Origin of the sequence: Allopusillimonas ginsengisoli, assembly GCF_004153455.1 — a bacterium.
Taxonomy (GTDB): Bacteria; Pseudomonadota; Gammaproteobacteria; order Burkholderiales; family Burkholderiaceae_B; genus Allopusillimonas; species Allopusillimonas ginsengisoli.
On record NZ_SDQE01000003.1, the window covers coordinates 374,947 to 393,620 of the forward strand.

Here is an 18,674-nt window from a genome sequence, read left to right on the forward strand (position 1 = left end):
TCCCTGAACAAGGGAACCCCGCCCTGGCAGCTCAATCACGCTTGACCATCGTCATTTATGCCCTCACACTTTCTTTTATGGTCGAAGCAACGCAACACCTGAAAACGCGATGCTGTATCGTCGGCGGCGGCCCGGCGGGAATTATGCTGGGTCTGTTGTTGGCACGCACGGGTGTGCAAACCCTGGTTCTGGAAAAGCACAGGGATTTTCTGCGAGATTTTCGCGGAGACACCGTCCACCCCTCCACACTGGAGATCCTGAACGAAGTCGGCCTTAAGCAGCGGTTCGATCAGTTGCCGCAGCATCGAGTGCAGAAACTGCAGGCCCTGTTTGCTGACGGGCCTCTGGTGTTCGGCGACTTCAGCACACTCAAGCCCTATCCTTATCTGGCTTTGGTTCCTCAATGGGATCTGCTCGATCTTTTATCCCAGGAGGCCCGGCGTTATCCGAATTTTTCCTTGTTGATGCAAGCCGAGGTGACCACACTTGTGCGCTCGGGCGACGCCGTGACTGGCGTGCGAGCCACCACACCAGACGGAGAGCTTGTGGTTCAGGCAGATCTCGTCGTCGCCTGCGACGGCCGCCACTCTACCCTGCGCGCGGCGGCAGGCCTGCAATCGAATAATCTCGGCGCGCCCATGGATGTGATGTGGTTCAGGCTGCCTCGCGCCGACACAGATCCAGACGATACCTTTGGGGTGGCGGGCCGTGGCGGATTCCTCGTGTTGCTCAATCGCAATGATTACTGGCAGGTTGCCTGTGTCATACCCAAGGGCCAGGCGGAGGAATGGCGCCGCAAGCCCATAGAGCAGTTCCGGAACAACATCGCTCGCCGCTGCGCAATGCTGACACCTCACGTGGATGCTATCCAATCGTGGGATGACGTCAAGCTGTTGGAAGTCAGGGTAGACCGCCTGCGCCGCTGGCACCGGCCGGGGCTTTTATTGATCGGCGATGCAGCGCATGCCATGTCACCGATCGGCGGCGTCGGCATCAACCTGGCTATCCAGGACGCAGTCGCCGCCGCCAATATACTTGGACCAGTGCTACAGGGCCAAAGCCCTGTTGAGGAGCACATGCTCGCAGCCGTACAGAAGCGCCGCATGCTGCCGACCAGATTAATGCAGCGTGTTCAGCTCATCATGCAACGGCGGCTGATCGAACCCGCACTGGCAGCGAAAGACGATGGCCAGGCTGCCAGGGCGCCTGCCATAGCGCGGTTTCTGACCAAATCACGGCTAATCCGCACTATCCCTGCCCGTATCTTTGGGTTGGGCTTCAGGCGCGAGCATGTTCGCCGACCACACTGAAGCAGCTGTCGCGACAGGTAGCGCGACAGCCGACTTTGTTTTGCAGGATGCCGCCGTTAGCTTGATCGTCGCTGCAATAAAACATCCGTTGGTCTGGTGCGCTGTCTTCCCTGGCTGTCTGTAGGAACCAGCGCATTACCTGCTGGCTTGTAGAAGCGCCTGAACCCTGCATTCGCTTCCGAGCGCAACACCACCAGTCCATCATCCACCTGCCAACTGCCAAAGTCCTGAATCACCTTCTCGGGTTCATGCGCGGTGTATATCGTGGAGTGCGTGTAGCTCCCATCTTCGTAAAGCATTAGGGTGGTTTCTATCCCTGCGCAATCATCACAAGGGGCCGTGCCCTCATACAGGCCTGCCAGCCTGGCAACCTCCAACGCCGACGCCGCCACTGCGGGATCAACATCCACAATGGATACCGTTATCGCGTACGACTGGAGCTTCGCATACTTTCTGGCATCGTTTCGCGTGAGCATTACACGAAGATCGTACACCCCGCTATCGGGAAGAATGTATTCGTCATCCGACAACATTTGCCTTTCGATCGGCGCCACAAGGAATACCTGAGGGCGCTGACTGTCGGCATAGCTCAGTTTGAGCTGCTGGCCCGCCCGCGCCCTGAAACGATAATCGCAATATTGACGCTGCTGAATGGAGCCAGCGATGTGTCCCGAAGATGCACCCGGCTTGAACACGATATCGCCTCCGCAGGCCGCACAGGCGGATCCAGCTGAGAGCAACATAATTGAAAGCGATAAGAAAAGCTTGTTGGAAAGCATGGTTTTTCACGACTGAAACAAGGTTGGAGAATCGGCACAGCAACAGCCAAAAAGCGTTCTGATTTGATATACGAGGCGTTGGCAACATTGTTTTTTCCAGCGCCAACCTCGGATTACGTAGTGTTATGTTATAACATTATGTAATGCGTTGACGGGCTCGCCCTCCGCAATGAAGTAACAATCTTTTTCTCACCCATCTCAGAAACAGGAAGTCGCGATGCGCCAACTTGATGTGGTAATTGTTGGAGCCGGCCCCGCTGGCATCGGCATGGCCTTGGCGCTGCAGCGAATACCCGGCCTGAAGTACGGGGTACTGGAAGGCGATCAAATCGGTGCATCCTTTCGCCGCTGGCCAAGGCAAACGCGCTTCATCACCCCCTCATTTCACAGCAACCCGTTTGGACTGGCCGATCTGAATGCCGTGAATGAGTTGAGCTCTCCCGCCATTCATGCTGGCGTGGAGCACCCCAGTGGAGACCAGTACGCAGCGTACCTGGCTTTCATCGCCAACGGACATAATCTGCCTGTCGTGTGTCGCTGCAAGGTGCTTTCTGTAGCGCGTCTTCCTCGGAGCGGCTTTCGGCTTGACACGGAACAAGGTACGCTGCAAACACGGTTCCTGATTTGGGCCACAGGCGAATTCCAGTTTCCCGATCTGGCCCCCTTTCCGGGGGCGCAATGGTGCACGCACTATGCGCACGTCACGGATTGGCAGGATTTTACGGCCCCTCGCTACACTGTGATTGGTGGCTATGAAAGCGGCGTCGATGCCGCCGTCAATCTGGTTGCAGCCGGCCGCCATGTGCGGCTCCTTGTGCGCAAATCAACATGGGATCCAGACAGCGACTATGACCCAAGCCTGTCGCTGTCGCCGTATAGCCGCCAACGGCTGTACGAAGCCGTCGACACCACCCGCCTTACCATCATCTTTGATGTGGATATCGTAAAGGTTTCGCCATGCCATCGTGGCGGATACCGGATCCACGCCGCAGACGGCCGCCATTGGGATGAACCTCAGCCTCCCATTCTGGGCACAGGCTTTCTCAAGGGCGGCGGCGCGATACAAATTGCCGATCTGTGGGAATGGAATAAAGAAGGCCGCATCGTCCTCACCGAAGCCGACGAATCAACACGCACACCTGGGCTGTTCCTGATCGGTCCACAAGTACGTCACGATCAGCGCATTTTTTGCTTTATCTACAAGTTCCGCCAGCGTTTTGGCCTGATTGCGCACAGCCTGGCGCAGTGCCTGTCACTGGACGCCAGCGCTTTGCAAACCGGCGCAGGGGCCTGGGGCCCGTTTGGCAACAGCGAATGCTGCGACGGCTGCGAATGCTGAAATACCGGTTCACGCCGGGCGGTTCGAAACGCTGCTTAAACGAGCAATATCGATCGCCTTCTAAGCTTCGACATAGCGCTTTACCTCTCTGCTGCTGGCCTTGCGCAAGCTGATGGCATGCATCGTCGAGTTGGGCCGCTGAGTGAACACTACACAGTACAGCCGGTTTCAATTACGTCATACCATTGGCTACGAACATAGACGTTACGGTCGTCGGCGTAGCGAACGAAGCAATGGGCAGGCGTATGCCGCTGTCGGGCGCATTAGAAAAAAAACCCCGCCATCAAGGCGGGGGTTGTCGTACACATCCCGGCTCAAGCGGGAAGATGCCGATTACATGTTGTCTATCATCACCTGGCCAAAGCCGGAGCACGATACTTGCGTCGCGCCTTCGAGCAGACGGGCAAAATCGTAAGTAACCTTCTTGGACAGAATGGATTTTTCCATGCTGGAGATGATCAGGTCAGCAGCTTCGGTCCAGCCCATGTGACGCAGCATCATTTCGGCCGAGAGGATTTCGGAACCTGGGTTAACGTAGTCCTTGCCGGCGTACTTGGGCGCCGTACCGTGGGTAGCCTCGAACATGGCGACGGAGTCGGACAGGTTTGCGCCGGGAGCAATACCGATGCCACCAACCTGCGCAGCCAGCGCATCGGACACATAGTCACCGTTCAGATTCAAGGTGGCAATGACATCGTATTCTGCTGGACGCAGCAGAATTTGCTGCAGGAAGGCATCCGCAATGGAATCCTTCACGATGATCTCGCGACCCGTCTTGGGATTCTTGAATTTGCACCATGGGCCACCGTCGATGAGTTCGGCACCGAACTCCTTCTGGGCCAATTCGTAGCCCCAATCGCGGAAGCCACCTTCGGTGAACTTCATGATATTGCCCTTGTGCACCAGCGTGACCGAAGCGCGATCATTGTCGATTGCGTACTGAATGGCCTTGCGCACCAGACGCTGAGTGCCCTCGCGCGACACAGGCTTGACGCCGATGCCAGAAGTTTCGGGGAAGCGGATTTTCTTGACGCCGAGCTCATTTTGCAGAAAGGCGATGAGCTTCTTGGCTTCGGCGCTTTCGGCTTCGAACTCGATACCCGCGTAGATGTCTTCCGAGTTTTCGCGGAAGATGACCATATTGGTTTTTTCGGGCTCGCGCACCGGCGAGGGCACACCCTTGAAGTATTGGATGGGGCGCAGGCAGACGTACAGATCGAGTTGCTGGCGCAGTGCCACGTTGAGCGAACGGATGCCGCCGCCGACAGGTGTCGTCAACGGACCCTTGATGGAGACAACGTAATCCTTGACAGCCTCAAGCGTTTCTTCAGGCAACCAGACGTCCGGGCCATAAACCTTGGTGGATTTTTCACCGGCATAGACTTCCATCCAGTGTATCTTGCGCTTGCCGTTGTAGGCTTTCTTGACGGCGGCGTCTACCACCTTGAGCATGACAGGCGTGATATCTGCGCCCGTGCCGTCACCCTCGATATAGGGAATGATGGGCTCGTCGGGGATGCTCAGCGAAAAATCGGCGTTAACCGTGATCTTTTGACCCTCGGCGGGGACTTTGATGTGTTGATAGGCCATGGATGCTCCAGTTGTGCTCCACATTTCGTGGAATCTACAAGAAATAAACTGCTCAGGTCTTATATAAGAGTAGTGTAGCGTAATTTGGCTGCCGCTACGCGACAAACGACTATTCTACAGCGGCGCACACGAGGATTCATGTTGCGCATGCCACCTCAAGTTCCCACGCGCCAATTGTCGGCATACCCTTTATCCTGCAGGCTAAAATACCATTTTGAGTCGTTCCGGCAGAAACCATCATGTTCAACCCTTCACGCGAACAAGTGCGGCAATTTTTTACCGAAGCGTGGCGCAAGCGCACATCGGGTGGCGTACTGACGCCGCTTGAAACCATGGCGGCCGATCTGGCGGAACTGCATCCTGAATATCAGGCTGATCTTGAAAACCCTGAGCGCGCGCAGGAAGATTTTTCGGTAGAGCAAGGAAGAACCAACCCCTTTCTGCACTTGTCCATGCATCTGGCCATCAACGAGCAGCTATCCATCGACCAGCCCCCCGGCATCAAACAGGCCTTCGAGGAGCTTCTGGCGACGCACGACGCGCACGATGCCGCGCATATCATCATGGAAGCGCTGGGCGAAGTCGTCTGGGAGGCGCAACGCCTGGGCCAGCCACTAGACTCCGACAAATACATCGACCTCATCCGCCGGCACGCAACACGCCGATAGCGCGGCGTCATAAAAAAGGGTGCAATTTGAATTGCACCCTTTTTTACTCGGACGACCTGATGTTTACTGCGTTACTGACAACGGCGACGGCAGTGTGGCCAGCCAATCGGCGATATTTTCGATATCGGCTGGGGACAATTGAGCCACCATCGCGCCCATGACAGCGTTCTTGCGTATGTTCGATGTAGCCGGAGCACCGCTCGCACCGCGCTGATAAGACTTGAGCGCGTGCGCCAGATAATCGGCGTGCTGGCCAGCCAGAATGGGATAGGCAGGCAATGTTGGCGACTTGGCATCAGCGCCATGGCACGAGGCACAGGCAAACTTCTCGTAGGCGGTCTTGCCGGCCTCGAGGTCGGCAGCGGTGCTGGCGCCAGCCACTGCGAACAATGCGGTACCCGCCAGTGCGATCATCAATTTTTTCATGCCGGGCTCCTTGTTATTTCAGGTTTGCGTAGTAGGCGGCGATGTCTGCCATATCCTGCTCGGACAGGCTTTCAGCGATGGCTTCCATGGTGGGAAAGCTGCGAGCGCCGCTTGCGTATTCCTGGAGCGCCGCCACGATGTATTCGGCGTTTTGGCCGGCAATCATGGGAACGTGGTAGACCTCGGGAAAGCTGGACTTGTAGCCCTTGATGCCATGGCACCCGATGCACATGGATATTTTCGACAGAGCGGCCTGCGCGTCGCCGACGACAGGCGCCGCATCGGCGGCGTAGGCTGGCCCTAAGATTGCACAGGAGGCCATCATGGCCAGCGCAGGCAAAGTGCGCTTCAGAGAGGTTCGCAACTTCATAATAGCTCTTGTTTGGCGTTAAATTGGAATAGATTGATCCATATCAACGGACCACCGAAAAAATGAGATTGTACGATAATTGCAGGCAAGTTCGTACGATCCCCCTTTAGGCGTCGCCATCCGCACGCCAGACCACGGAAGGAAAACATGACTTCTGCAGCACCCGCATCCGCCAACAATACGTTTACCGGCACAGAACGCTATGTTGCCACAGACGACCTGAAAATGGCTGTCAACGCCGCCCTGGCGTTGCAGCGGCCCTTGTTGATCAAGGGCGAGCCCGGCACCGGCAAGACCATGCTGGCCGAAGAAGTCGCTGCGGCCCTGGGCCGCCCGCTTTTGCAATGGCATATCAAATCCACCACAAAGGCCAGCCAGGGCTTGTATGAGTATGACGCGGTTTCCCGCCTGCGTGACTCCCAGCTCGGAGACGAAAAGGTCAGGGACATCGGTAACTACATCGTCAAGGGCGTGCTCTGGCAAGCCTTTGAATCAGCCCAGCCCTCGGTGGTGCTGATCGACGAGATTGACAAAGCGGACATCGAATTTCCGAATGACCTTCTGCGCGAACTGGATCGCATGGAGTTCCATGTGTACGAAACCCGCCAGACCATCCAGGCTACGCATCGCCCGTTGATCATCATTACGTCGAACAACGAAAAAGACCTGCCCGATGCCTTTTTGCGCCGTTGCTTTTTTCATTACATCAATTTTCCCGACCGCGATACCATGCGCGAAATCGTGGCCGTTCATTATCCGGACATCCGCGAAGACGTGTTACGCGCCGCGCTCGATACGTTTTTCGCGCTGCGCGACGCCCCCGGGCTGAAGAAAAAACCCTCTACCTCGGAATTCCTGGACTGGCTGCGCCTGCTGACCAACGAGGCTGTCACGGCAAGCGATATCAGCAGTACCAAGGGAGACCTGCCCCTGATGGCTGGCGCGCTGCTCAAGAACGAGCAAGACCTCACCTTGCTGCAGCGACTGGCGGCCATGACGCGCGCGAGCCAGCGTCGCTAGTCTGGCGCGGCCATGCTGCAGCGTTGGCCGCATCAGGCTCGCAGACCTGCCGTCCATCCAGGGCAAGGACGCCGAATCGCTTTTAACCGCCAAAACCATGAAGGAAGAGATGAAGACGATACAACAATTCCGGCAATCCCCCTCCCCCGTTGAGCTCAAGGGCAATGGCGTACGCCTTGTACCCTTGCAGGTTGAGCACGCCGCTGCACTCGAAGCCGCGGCGGCAGACGGAGAGCTCTGGACGCTACGCGTCACGTCCGCGCCCGCGCCAGGCGAAGCCCTCGGCTATATCGAACATGCACTGGCTGGCCAGGAGGCAGGGCACATGCTTCCCTTTGCCGTGATCGAGGAAAACAGCGGCGACATCATCGGCACGACGCGTTACCACGACATCATTTCCGCCGTGGCTCGACTTGAAATCGGCTATACCTGGTATGCCAGGCGCTGGCAGCGCAGCCATGTCAATACGACCTGCAAGCTGCTTCTGCTGCGCCATGCCTTCGAGGTACTGGGCGCGGGCGTGGTAGGCTGGCGCACCGACAACTACAACATTGCCTCGCAACGTGCCATAGAACGCCTGGGCGCACATCGGGATGGCGTAATAAGGCATCACGCGCTGCGGCGCGACGGCAGCGTGCGCGACACGGTCATGTACAGCCTGCTGGCTGGCGAATGGCCCGAAGTACGCAAACATCTCGAATACCAGTTGACGCGATCTCATGCTGCTTGATTTCTTTTACCACCTCCGGGCACGACGTCTGCCGGTCTCGGTGCAGGAATACCTGACGCTGCTCGAGGCGCTTCAAGCCAGGATCATGCCGCCATCCATTGATGATTTCTATCATCTTGCGCGCATGACGCTCGTCAAGGATGAAACCCTGTTTGATCGCTTTGATCAGGCATTCGGCGAGTTTTATCAAAAGCTTGAAGCCGCCTTGCCTGCAGACAAGGAAATTCCGCTCGACTGGCTCATCAAGGAATTCCAGAAAAACCTTACGCCCGAAGAAAAGGCAGCCATCGAAAAGCATGGTTGGGACAAGCTCATGGCGCTGTTCAAGCAACGGCTCGACGAACAGAAAGAGCGTCACGCGGGCGGCAACAAATGGATAGGCACAGGTGGATCTTCTGCGTTCGGACACGGCGGCTACCATCCCGAGGGAATCCGGGTCGGCGGCCCATCCGCCGGCCATCGCACAGCCGTTAAGGTGTGGGAAAAACGCGAATACCGCGACTATGACGACCAGCAGGAACTCGGCACGCGGAACTTCAAGATGGCGCTGCGCCGCCTGCGACGCTTCGCGCGAGAAGGCGCCGAACTGGAACTGGATCTTGATGACACCATACGCAGCACAGCCCGTAATGCGGGGTTTCTGGATCTGCAAATGGTGCCCGAAAGGCACAACACGGTAAAAGTTCTCATGTTGCTGGATGTGGGAGGCAGCATGGACGATCATATTACCCGCGTCGAAGAGCTGTTTTCCGCGGCGCGCAGCGAGTTTCGCAATCTCGACGTGTATTACTTCCACAACTGTCCCTACGAATCCCTGTGGCAGGATAATCACCGCCGTACAACAGAACGTTTCGACACCTGGGACATTCTGCGCAAATACAACGACGACTGGCGCCTGATTATTGTGGGCGACGCCACCATGAGTCCTTATGAGATCCTGCAGCCAGGCGGCTCGGTCGAGCATTACAACAAGGAAACCGGGGCTGCCTGGCTGCAACGCTTGCTAGACAACTGGCCCAAGGCGGTATGGCTCAACCCGGAGCCCGCCGGATACTGGCAATACAGGCAGTCGATTTCCATCATCCAGAACATCATGGGCAATCGGATGTACAGCGTCACCGTCAGTGGCCTGGAACAGGCCATGCGCAGCCTGTCGCGATAAGGCCCGCACTGGGCTGGTTCAGTACCCAAATCACACCAGCCGACAATCACGCCGCCAGAACAAGACCGAAAGTATGTCCATCGCACAGTGTTAACCCATCGCCGACTGTGTTAAAAGAAGGCCTCTCCCTCCCGTCTTCTTACTGGGATACAAAGCGTATGTACACGTTGTCACGTATCGTGCTGGCGCGCCTCGCCGCCATTGCCATTACGGCTGTATTTGCTTCGCCCGCCCTTGCCGCGGAATCCAGCAAGGCTCCTGCACCCAACGCCAGCCCGACCGCAACCGGCGGGGTATCAGGCAGCGCGAACAGCGCCGCCCTGCCAGCGGGCGTCAAATTGGTCCATTCAGTCAGCGGAATCACTGAATACCAGTTGGAAAATGGCCTGCGCATCTTGCTAGGGCCGGACGAATCCAAGCCCACCACCACAGTCAACATGACCTATCTGGTTGGGGCGCGCCACGAAAACTACGGCCAGACCGGCATGGCGCATTTGCTTGAGCACATGCTGTTTCGCGGCACACCCACCACGCGCAATGCGCTGGCCGAGTTCTCTCGCCGCGGCCTCGAAGCCAATGGCTCCACGACGAGCGACCGCACCAATTATTATGCAAGCTTCGCTTCCAACCCGGAAACGCTGGACTGGTTCCTTGGCTGGCAGGCCGATGCCATGGTCAACTCGCTGATCGCCAAGCAAGATCTCGATTCCGAAATGACCGTCGTTCGCAACGAAATGGAGCGGGGCGAAAACAATCCCTTCCAAATCCTGCTGCAGAAGATGCAGGCCGCTGCCTTCCAGTGGCACAACTATGGCCACAGCACCATCGGCGCACGCTCCGACGTCGAGAACGTTGACATCGCGCAATTGCAGGCTTTCTACAAAACATACTATCAGCCTGACAATGCGGTGCTCATCATTACCGGCCGCTTCGATCCTGCCGCAACGCTGCAAACCATCACCAAGGCCTTCGGGGCCATTCCTCGCCCGGACCGCCGCATGCATCCCGAATACACGGTTGAACCCGTGCAGGACGGCGAACGGCAGGTCGTGTTGCGCCGCCACGGCGGAACGCCGCTCATCGCAACGATGTATCACATCCCGGCAGCTGGCAGCCCTGATTTTGCCGCCCTGGATCTTGGGGTGACCATTCTGTCGGACACCCCTTCCGGGCGCCTTTATCACGAGCTCGTCGGTAAAAACCTTGCCTCCAGCGTGTTTGGTTTCGCCGCAGACATGAATCAACCGGGCTACGCTTTTTTTGCGGCTCAGTTAGAACCGGGCATGGATCAGGAGAAGGCGCTGGCCACGCTCAAGAAAGCCGTGGAATCCACCGATAGCAAACCCTTCTCCCAGGAAGATCTGGACCGCGTGCGGAACAAATGGCTTACGGACTGGGCGCAGGTGTATGCCAGCCCACCTCGCCTGGCCAGTGCATTGTCCGAAGCAACCGCTGATGGCGACTGGCGGTTGTTCTTCCTGCAGCATGCGCAGGTCGAAAGCATGACACTGGAGCAAGTCCAGCAAGCCACATCCGCCTATCTCGTCTCCAGCAATCGAACCAGCGGCAAGTACATTCCCACAGACAAGCCTGTTCGCGCACCACTGCCAGAAGCGCCGGATCTGAACACACTGCTCAAGGACTTCAAGGGTAGAGACGCGGGACCAGAAATTGCCGCTTTCGACACCACACCCGCGAATATCGACGCCTCCACGCTGCGTATCCCGCTAGACCTGCCCAACGGCGAGGTGAAGCTGGCGCTGCTGTCCAAGCCAACACGCGGCGAGCGGGTAGAAGCCAATATGGTGATCGAGTTTGGCAACGCCGATAGCCTCAAAGGGCAGCGTGAGGTCGCCAGCGCGGTCGCGTCGTTGCTGGACCATGGCACAACAGACATGACGCGCCAGCAAATCCAGGACAAATACGATGCGCTTCAGGCTCAGGTCAGCTTTGGCGGCGCCGGTGGCATCCTGACGGTAAACATGTCCACTGTCAAAGAGCACCTGCCCGATCTCGTCGAGCTCGTGCTGCGCATCGTACGTGAAGCGGATTTTCCTACCCGCGAACTGATTGAATATCAGCGTCAGGCCAGTACGGCGCTCAGCGACGCCATGTCGGAACCGAGCGCGCTGGCCGTACGGAAGTTGGCGCGCCACGATAACCCATGGCCTCGCGATGACATCCGCTATACACCCACCTTCGAAGAGGAGCGCAACGAAATCGCAGCGCTGACACGCCAGCGCCTGGAAGATTTCTACACGAAGTTTTACGGCGCGGGCAATATCATGTTCTCCGCAGTCGGCGCATTCAACCCGGACCATGTCAAGGCCGCGCTTGCCAAAGGCCTGAAGGGATGGCAAGAAGCGCCCGCCTACACGCGTGTAAGCAACCCTTATCGCGCTATTCCGCCTGAGCGTTTCAACATCAATACGCCAGACAAGGCCAACGCCTTTTATCTGGCCAAGATGCCGCTCAAGCTGCAGGATACCGACCCTGACTTTCCCGCCCTCTACCTCGCCAACTACCTGCTGGGGTCCTCCGAGACGTCGCGATTGTGGAATCGTGTGCGCGTTCAGGACGGCCTGTCCTACGATGTGCGCAGTCGCGTAAGCGCCTCATCTTTCGAACCGTCAGGAAGTTGGACCATCTACGCCATCCATGCGCCACAAAACAGCGCACGCCTGGTCAAGGCTGTCAACGAAGAACTGCGACGCGTGCTCGATCAGGGCTTTAGCCAGGACGAAGTCGAGCAAGGCATCAAGGCGCTGCTGAACTATCGCAAGCTGGCTCGCGCCAGCGACAGCACCCTGTCGGCAGTCTGGACAAACTACCTGGAACTGGGCCGCACATTTGCATGGTCTGCGGATATGGACAAAGCGCTCGAAGGCTTGAACGCCGACCGCGTCAACGAAACCTTGCGACGCTGGTTGATCCCCGACGAACTCAGCGTGGCCCTGGCTGCAGACGGAAGCAAGCAGAACGAGCCCGCCCCGCCCAAGAAGACGGATCAACCAACACAACCCTTAGCACCCGCTCCATCGCCCGCACCTATGGGTGCTACCGAGGGTGGCGCAGCCGGAACGGTGCAGTAAACGCCGTAGGATCCCAGGTGCCGGGTAAACATTACCCGGCACCTGTATTTCAAGGCACCGCGCGACCGATCAGGAAAAGAAATTTTTAACCCTGTCTGTCCAGGATTTGCTGTTGGGCGAATGCTTGTCACCGCCCTGCTCCAGCGACGCTTCGAACTGCCTCAGAAGCTTTTTCTGATCATCGGAAAGCCGAACAGGGATCTCAACCGATACGTGGCAATACAGATCACCCGGGTAGCTGCCGCGCAGGCCGCGTATGCCTTTGCCCCGTAGGCGGAATGTTTTGCCTGACTGCGTACCCTCGGGAATCGTGATCGCGCCTTTACCTGACAAGGTGGGCACTTCGAGTTCGCCACCCAGTGCAGCGGAGGTAAACGGAATCGTCAATTCGCAATGAAGGTCGTCTCCGTCCCGCTGAAAGATATTGTGCGGCTTGATATGGATCTCGACGTACAGGTCGCCCGGAGGCCCGCCATTCAAGCCTGGCTCGCCGTTGCCCGAGGAGCGTATGCGCATGCCGTCGTCGATACCCGCCGGAATCTTGACCTGCAGTGTCTTGTTCTTGCGGATGCGCCCGACACCGTCACAAGACGTGCAGGGATCGGTGATTTCCTTGCCGGTGCCATGGCAGGTGGGGCAGGTTTGCTGCACGCTGAAAAAGCCTTGCTGCATGCGAACAGCCCCAGAGCCATTGCAAGTGTGGCAGGTCTTGGGCGAAGTGCCGGGCTTGGCGCCTGAGCCGTGACAAACATCGCAGTTTTCCCAGCTGGGAACACGGATTTCAGTATCAAAGCCGCTGGCAGCCTGCTCCAGCGAAATTTCGAGCGAATACTTGAGATCCGCTCCGCGGTAAACCTGTGGACCACCGCCTCGCCGGCCACCGCCGCCGCCGAAGATTTCGCCAAAGATGTCACCGAAGGCATCGGCGAAGCCCGCGCCGCCCATACCGCCACCCATACCGGAGTTGGGATCTACCCCGGCATGGCCAAAGCGGTCGTAAGCGCCCCGCTTCTGCTCATCGGACAGGACTTCGTAGGCCTCTTTGGCTTCCTTGAACTTTTCTTCTGCTTCCTTGTTGCCCGGATTTCGATCCGGATGGTACTTCATTGCCAGCTTTCGGTAAGCTTTTTTCAGTTCATCGTCCGAGGCGTTCTTGGCGATGCCCAGGGTCTCGTAATAATCGCGTTTTGCCATGAGTATTGCTTGTGTCTGTGACGCGTTTCAAGTGCGTCGTGCCGAGCCGGTCAGTCTGGCCCAGATGTCGGAACAAGAATGCCCGATTTCCGGCAATATCGCCAGAAACCGGGCCTGAAGCCACTACAGGCAGACCTTATTGATCGCGCTTGACTTCTTTGAAGTCGGCATCGACCACGTCGTCTTCAGCAGGCCTGCTCTCTTCTTGCCCTGCCTGCCCCGCGGCGGCAGCCTGGGCCTGCATATCGGCGTACATCTTTTCGCCCAGTTTCTGCGCAGCGGTTGTCAGCGCTTCGACCTTGGCATCGATGGCCGGCTTGTCGCCATCCTTGAGGGTTTCTTCGAGTTCCTTCAAGGCGTTCTCGATCGACTCCTTCTCGCTCGCTTCCAGCTTGTCGCCATGCTCTTCCAGCGATTTGCGCGTGGAATGCATCAGCGCATCAGCCTGGTTGCGCGTAAGCGCCAGTTCGGCGACGCGGTGATCGTCTTCGGCATTGGCCTCGGCATCCTTGACCATACGCTCGATCTCGTCATCCGTCAGGCCGGAGTTGGCCTTGATGGTGATCTTGTTTTCCTTGCCGGTGCCCTTGTCTTTGGCGGACACATGCAAGATACCGTTGGCGTCAATGTCGAACGTTACTTCGATTTGCGGCGTACCGCGCGTCGCGGGCGGGATGCCTTCAAGGTTGAATTCGCCTAAGGCCTTGTTGCCGGCAGCGATTTCACGCTCGCCCTGAAACACCTTGATGGTCACCGCAGGCTGGTTGTCGTCCGCCGTGGAAAACACTTGCGAATACCGCGTGGGAATCGTAGTGTTCTTTTGGATCATTTTGGTCATGACACCGCCCAGGGTTTCGATACCCAGCGACAATGGCGTGACGTCGAGCAGGAGCACGTCTGTGCGGTCGCCCGAGAGAACCGATCCCTGGATGGCGGCGCCGGCGGCGACCGCTTCGTCGGGGTTGACGTCCTTGCGTGGATCGCGGCCGAAGAATTCCTTGACCTTTTCCTGGACCTTGGGCATGCGGGTCATGCCGCCAACCAGAATCACATCATCGATCTCGGACACCTTGACACCCGCATCCTTGATGGCGACACGGCATGGCTCGATGGTGCGCTCGATCAGTTCCTCGACCAGCGCTTCCAGCTTGGCGCGCGTGATCTTGAGGTTCAGGTGCTTGGGACCGGACGCGTCTGCCGTGATGTAGGGCAGATTGATTTCAGTCTGCTGCGCGGAGGACAGTTCGATCTTGGCTTTTTCGGCCGATTCCTTCAGGCGCTGCAGTGCGAGAACATCCTTGGAGAGGTCGACGCCGCTTTCCTTCTTGAACTCGCCAATGATGTAGTCAATGATGCGCTGGTCGAAGTCTTCGCCGCCCAGGAAGGTATCACCGTTGGTGGACAGCACCTCGAACTGCTTTTCGCCATCCACATCGGCGATTTCGATAATGGAAACGTCAAAGGTACCACCACCGAGGTCATAGACAACGATCTTGCGATCGCCCTTTTCGGTCTTGTCCATGCCAAAGGCCAGCGCGGCAGCTGTCGGCTCGTTGATGATGCGCTTGACGTCCAGGCCGGCAATACGCCCGGCATCCTTGGTTGCCTGGCGCTGGCTGTCGTTGAAGTAGGCGGGCACCGTGATGACCGCTTCGGTGACCTCTTCGCCAAGATAGTCTTCGGCGGTTTTCTTCATCTTGCGCAGCACATCGGCCGAAACCTGGGGAGGCGCAAGCTTCTTGCCCTGCGCTTCGACCCACGCGTCGCCGTTGTCTGCCTTGATGATGCTGTAAGGCATTAGGTCGATGTCTTTCTGTACCGCTTTTTCGTCGAACTTGCGACCAATGAGGCGCTTGACAGCAAAAAGCGTGTTGGTGGGGTTGGTGACTGCCTGGCGCTTGGCCGGCGCACCAACCAGGATCTCGCCGTCTTGCATGTAGGCGACGATGGAAGGCGTTGTACGGGTGCCTTCTGCGTTTTCGATAATCTTGACGCTGCTGCCATCCATGACAGCGACACAACTGTTGGTTGTGCCCAGGTCAATACCAATGATCTTGCCCATAGTCTTGTAACCTTGCTAAAAATTTTGAATATGTAAAAAACCTGATGAATGCTATGTGGGGCTCAGCCGCCTGATTTCAAGACATTCTCTGGATTTTTTGTGGCTTCAGGCCTGGCCGGCGGAAACCATGACCAGCGCCGGACGCAGCACACGGTCGGCGATGGTGTAGCCTTTTTGCAGCAACTGGACGACCGTGCCTTCGGGGAGTTCGGAGGGCACCGAGGAAATGGCCTGGTGAAGGTGCGGATCAAAGCGATCGCCTTGCCCGGGAGCAACTTCCTTCATGGCATTTCGCTCAAAAGCGGTATTCAATTGGCGCAAGGTGGCCTCGACCCCTTCTTTCCAGGCCTGAGCGGTCTGGTCGGACAGAGACAGGGCCGCCTCGAGGCTGTCCTTGACGGGGATAAGGCTTTCGGCAAAGGATTCCGTGCCGAATTTTCGAGCCTTGGCAACGTCTTCCTGGGCCCGCCGGCGAATATTCTCGACCTCGGCCTTGGCGCGCAGCAAATCCTCGTGGTAACGGGCCACCTGCTCTTGTGCCTCTGACAACAGGGAAGACAAGTCTTCCTGGGGGAAAGCCTGATCCTGCAAGGCATCCTCGCCCGGGTTGCCGCTATCCAGGTTGACCTCAAGCTGCTCGGAGGTATCTACCGATGGATCCTGTTGCTGTGGATCTAAGGGCTCTTTGGGTGACGACATAAAAAATCTCCACATTCGGTGTAATGGTCGCAATTTCAAGAAAATGGGGGCGCATGCCCCCGTTTCAAGACCTTATTTACAGGAACACGCAATCTGGCGGCCTGTTCATGGCTCCCAACCGGCCAGGTGCTGGCGAATGAGCCCGGCCAGGCTTTGCGCCCACGCCGGATCGTCGTTCAGGCATTCGATGTAACGGAACTCAGCGCCCCCTTCCTGGATAAACGCGTCTCGGCACTGCATCTGGATTTCTTCCAGTGTTTCGATGCAGTCGGCCAGAAACCCCGGGCACATGACATCGACCCTGCGAACGCCTTCTTTTGCCCATGCCCGCAGCGTGGGCTCGGTATATGGCTCCAGCCAGGCCTGGGCGCCAAAACGGCTCTGGAAGGAGACGTGCACCCGATGCCCGTCCTCGCCCAGGGCCATGCGCAATAATTGCGCGGTTTCCATGCAGTCGCGGCGATAGGGGTCGCCTTGCTCCACGGTAACGCGCGGCAGGCCGTGAAAGCTGAGCAGCAGGCGCTCTGGCTTGCCATGGGCCGACCACTGCTGCCGCACCTTGGCGGCCATGGCGGCGATATAGCCTTGCAAATCGTGATATCGCTTGATAAACCGCAATGCTGGCTGATTGCGCAGGCGGCTGGCATGCGCTGCCACCTTGTCGACAGCGGTTGCCGTGGTACTGGCGGCGTACTGGGGATACATGGGAACAACCAGAATCCGGTCACAACCTTGTGACCGCAAGCTGTCCATGGCCTGGGCAATCGAGGGGTTGCCGTAGCGCATGCCCAGCGCCACCTGGGCGTTGACATTTTGTTGCACCAACTGCTGCTGGACCTGAGCCGCCTGCGCCTGGCTCCATACCAGCAGCGGAGAGCCCTGTTCCAGCCAGATCTCTCGATAACGCGGCGCCAACACATGCGGACGGCGAACCAGCACGGCGCCCCGCAGGATAATCTGCCAGATCCACTGGGGAATCTCGATAACGCGCGGGTCAGACAGAAACTCGGCGAGATAGCGGCGAATAGCGGAAGGCGTGGGCTCGTCCGGTGTGCCCAGGTTGACCAGCAGCACGCCCATCGGGCCTGGATCCCGGGGCGAAGGCGTATCGCTGAAGGCCAGCGGGTCTGCCTGTTCCGGCAAAAAACGGGATTTAAACATTGTGACTCAATGCGTTGGACAAAAGCCGGGCGGTGATATCCACAATGGGGATAACGCGCTCGTAAGCCATGCGGGACGGCCCGATCACGCCCAGCGTGCCCACGATCTTGCCGTCGACACCATAAGGCGCAGTGATGACGGAAACATCCTCGAGGGGCACCAGACGGGAATCTCCGCCAATGTAGATTTGTACGCCCTGGGCGCGGCTGGAGACATCCAGCAACTGCAGCAGGTCGGTTTTTTTCTCGAACATCGAAAACATGCCGCGCAGGCGATCCATGTCGGAGGCAATCTCGGAGATATCCAGCAGCTTGCTTTCGCCGGAGATCACCAGGGTGTCGTCATCGTCGTCGACCGCGGTGCCGGCTTCGACCGCCGCGCGCATCAGGCGTGATATGTCGGCCTGCAACGACGACAGTTCCTCGGCAAGCGACTGGCGGACTTCCGAAAAAGACTTGCCTGCGAAATGCTGGTTGAAAAAATTGCTGGCTTCGATGAGCTCTTGCTCGGGATAATCGCGATGCACAAACAGAATCCGATTCTGAACATCGCCGTCTGGCGTTACGATGATCAGCAGCACACGCTTGTCCGAAAGGCGGATGAACTCGATCTGACGGAACACCTGCGCACGCTTGGGCGCCAGCACCACGCCCGCAAACTGTGACAGGTTGGACAACAGCGCCGCCGCGGCATTGACGGCCCGACCGGGTTCCGCCGCGGGAAGCATTTCGCGGATCTGCGTGGGGGGCAGCACCTCGAAGCGCTGAACTGCCAGCAGGCGATCGACAAATACCCGGTATCCTTTGGGTGTTGGCACACGGCCGGCAGACGTGTGCGGGCTGTGGATAAGGCCTAGGTCTTCGAGGTCTGCCATTACATTGCGGATGGTGGCTGGCGACAACTCGAACATTTTCGAAAGCGTGCGTGACCCCACCGGCTGGCCTTCGGCAATGTAACGTTCTATAAGCGCCTTCAGTAGCGCATTGGCTCGGTCATCCATGGTCTTATTTTATGCAATATTGTTCAGAGAGGCTTTTTCTGCCCCATCCATAGGGTCCAAGGGATTCTATAA

Annotated in this window: 16 protein-coding genes; 7 read left to right on the forward strand and 9 right to left on the reverse strand. The window is 57.9% G+C overall.

Annotated elements, in window-relative coordinates:
- Positions 1 to 41 precede the first annotated feature (41 nt).
- Positions 42 to 1,310, forward strand: coding sequence for an FAD-dependent oxidoreductase (locus ERE07_RS09905; protein ID WP_245153594.1), 1,269 nt, complete (start codon positions 42 to 44; stop codon positions 1,308 to 1,310).
- Between the two features lie 56 nt (positions 1,311 to 1,366).
- On the opposite strand, the gene ERE07_RS09910 is transcribed toward ERE07_RS09905, so the two are convergent.
- Positions 1,367 to 2,005: a copper resistance protein NlpE N-terminal domain-containing protein gene (locus tag ERE07_RS09910; protein ID WP_167670819.1), complete on the reverse strand. Its 639-nt coding sequence runs from the start codon at positions 2,003 to 2,005 to the stop codon at positions 1,367 to 1,369.
- A gap of 301 nt (positions 2,006 to 2,306) precedes the next feature.
- Here ERE07_RS09910 and ERE07_RS09915 point away from each other — a divergent pair, with 301 nt between their 5' ends.
- The gene (locus tag ERE07_RS09915) at positions 2,307 to 3,428 is read left to right on the forward strand and encodes an NAD(P)/FAD-dependent oxidoreductase (protein WP_130008647.1); all 1,122 of its coding nucleotides are present in this window, start codon (positions 2,307 to 2,309) and stop codon (positions 3,426 to 3,428) included.
- Between the two features lie 333 nt (positions 3,429 to 3,761).
- Here the strand turns inward: ERE07_RS09915 and icd are convergent, their stop codons facing one another.
- Entirely contained in the window at positions 3,762 to 5,018 is a 1,257-nt protein-coding gene (icd, locus tag ERE07_RS09920) for an NADP-dependent isocitrate dehydrogenase (RefSeq protein ID WP_130008648.1), read from the reverse strand.
- A gap of 239 nt (positions 5,019 to 5,257) precedes the next feature.
- On the opposite strand from icd, the gene ERE07_RS09925 reads away from it, so the two are divergent.
- The gene (locus tag ERE07_RS09925) at positions 5,258 to 5,686 is read left to right on the forward strand and encodes a DUF1841 family protein (RefSeq protein WP_130008649.1); all 429 of its coding nucleotides are present in this window, start codon (positions 5,258 to 5,260) and stop codon (positions 5,684 to 5,686) included.
- Positions 5,687 to 5,749: 63 nt separating this feature from the next.
- Here ERE07_RS09925 and ERE07_RS09930 read toward each other — a convergent pair whose 3' ends face one another.
- Complete coding sequence (locus ERE07_RS09930; RefSeq protein WP_130008650.1) at positions 5,750 to 6,112, reverse strand: c-type cytochrome; 363 nt, start codon at positions 6,110 to 6,112, stop codon at positions 5,750 to 5,752.
- Between the two features lie 13 nt (positions 6,113 to 6,125).
- Positions 6,126 to 6,482: a c-type cytochrome gene (locus ERE07_RS09935; RefSeq protein WP_130008651.1), complete on the reverse strand. Its 357-nt coding sequence runs from the start codon at positions 6,480 to 6,482 to the stop codon at positions 6,126 to 6,128.
- A 147-nt stretch (positions 6,483 to 6,629) separates the two neighbouring features.
- Here ERE07_RS09935 and ERE07_RS09940 point away from each other — a divergent pair, with 147 nt between their 5' ends.
- From ERE07_RS09940 to ERE07_RS09955, 4 genes are all read left to right on the forward strand, one after another.
- Positions 6,630 to 7,502, forward strand: coding sequence for an AAA family ATPase (locus ERE07_RS09940; RefSeq protein ID WP_130008652.1), 873 nt, complete (start codon positions 6,630 to 6,632; stop codon positions 7,500 to 7,502).
- A 109-nt stretch (positions 7,503 to 7,611) separates the two neighbouring features.
- Positions 7,612 to 8,232 carry a GNAT family N-acetyltransferase gene (locus ERE07_RS09945; protein ID WP_130008653.1) on the forward strand — a complete coding sequence of 207 codons (621 nt, stop codon included), beginning with the start codon at positions 7,612 to 7,614 and terminating at the stop codon, positions 8,230 to 8,232.
- On the forward strand, positions 8,222 to 9,394 hold the full coding sequence (locus tag ERE07_RS09950; protein WP_130008654.1) for a vWA domain-containing protein: 1,173 nt from the start codon (positions 8,222 to 8,224) through the stop codon (positions 9,392 to 9,394). The genes ERE07_RS09945 and ERE07_RS09950 overlap by 11 nt, the downstream gene beginning before the upstream one ends.
- A gap of 158 nt (positions 9,395 to 9,552) precedes the next feature.
- Positions 9,553 to 12,486, forward strand: a complete 2,934-nt coding sequence (locus ERE07_RS09955) for a M16 family metallopeptidase (protein WP_130008655.1) — start codon at positions 9,553 to 9,555, stop codon at positions 12,484 to 12,486.
- A gap of 69 nt (positions 12,487 to 12,555) precedes the next feature.
- Here ERE07_RS09955 and dnaJ read toward each other — a convergent pair whose 3' ends face one another.
- The 5 genes from dnaJ to hrcA form a co-directional block, all read right to left on the reverse strand.
- Positions 12,556 to 13,680, reverse strand: coding sequence for a molecular chaperone DnaJ (gene dnaJ / locus ERE07_RS09960; protein WP_130008656.1), 1,125 nt, complete (start codon positions 13,678 to 13,680; stop codon positions 12,556 to 12,558).
- 136 nt (positions 13,681 to 13,816) lie between these two features.
- The gene (dnaK, locus tag ERE07_RS09965; RefSeq protein ID WP_130008657.1) at positions 13,817 to 15,742 is read right to left on the reverse strand and encodes a molecular chaperone DnaK; all 1,926 of its coding nucleotides are present in this window, start codon (positions 15,740 to 15,742) and stop codon (positions 13,817 to 13,819) included.
- Between the two features lie 105 nt (positions 15,743 to 15,847).
- Positions 15,848 to 16,441, reverse strand: coding sequence for a nucleotide exchange factor GrpE (gene grpE, locus ERE07_RS09970; RefSeq protein WP_130008658.1), 594 nt, complete (start codon positions 16,439 to 16,441; stop codon positions 15,848 to 15,850).
- A gap of 105 nt (positions 16,442 to 16,546) precedes the next feature.
- Entirely contained in the window at positions 16,547 to 17,602 is a 1,056-nt protein-coding gene (hemH, locus tag ERE07_RS09975; protein WP_130008659.1) for a ferrochelatase, read from the reverse strand.
- The gene (gene hrcA / locus ERE07_RS09980; protein WP_130008660.1) at positions 17,595 to 18,602 is read right to left on the reverse strand and encodes a heat-inducible transcriptional repressor HrcA; all 1,008 of its coding nucleotides are present in this window, start codon (positions 18,600 to 18,602) and stop codon (positions 17,595 to 17,597) included. The genes hemH and hrcA overlap by 8 nt, the downstream gene beginning before the upstream one ends.
- Positions 18,603 to 18,674 lie beyond the last annotated feature (72 nt).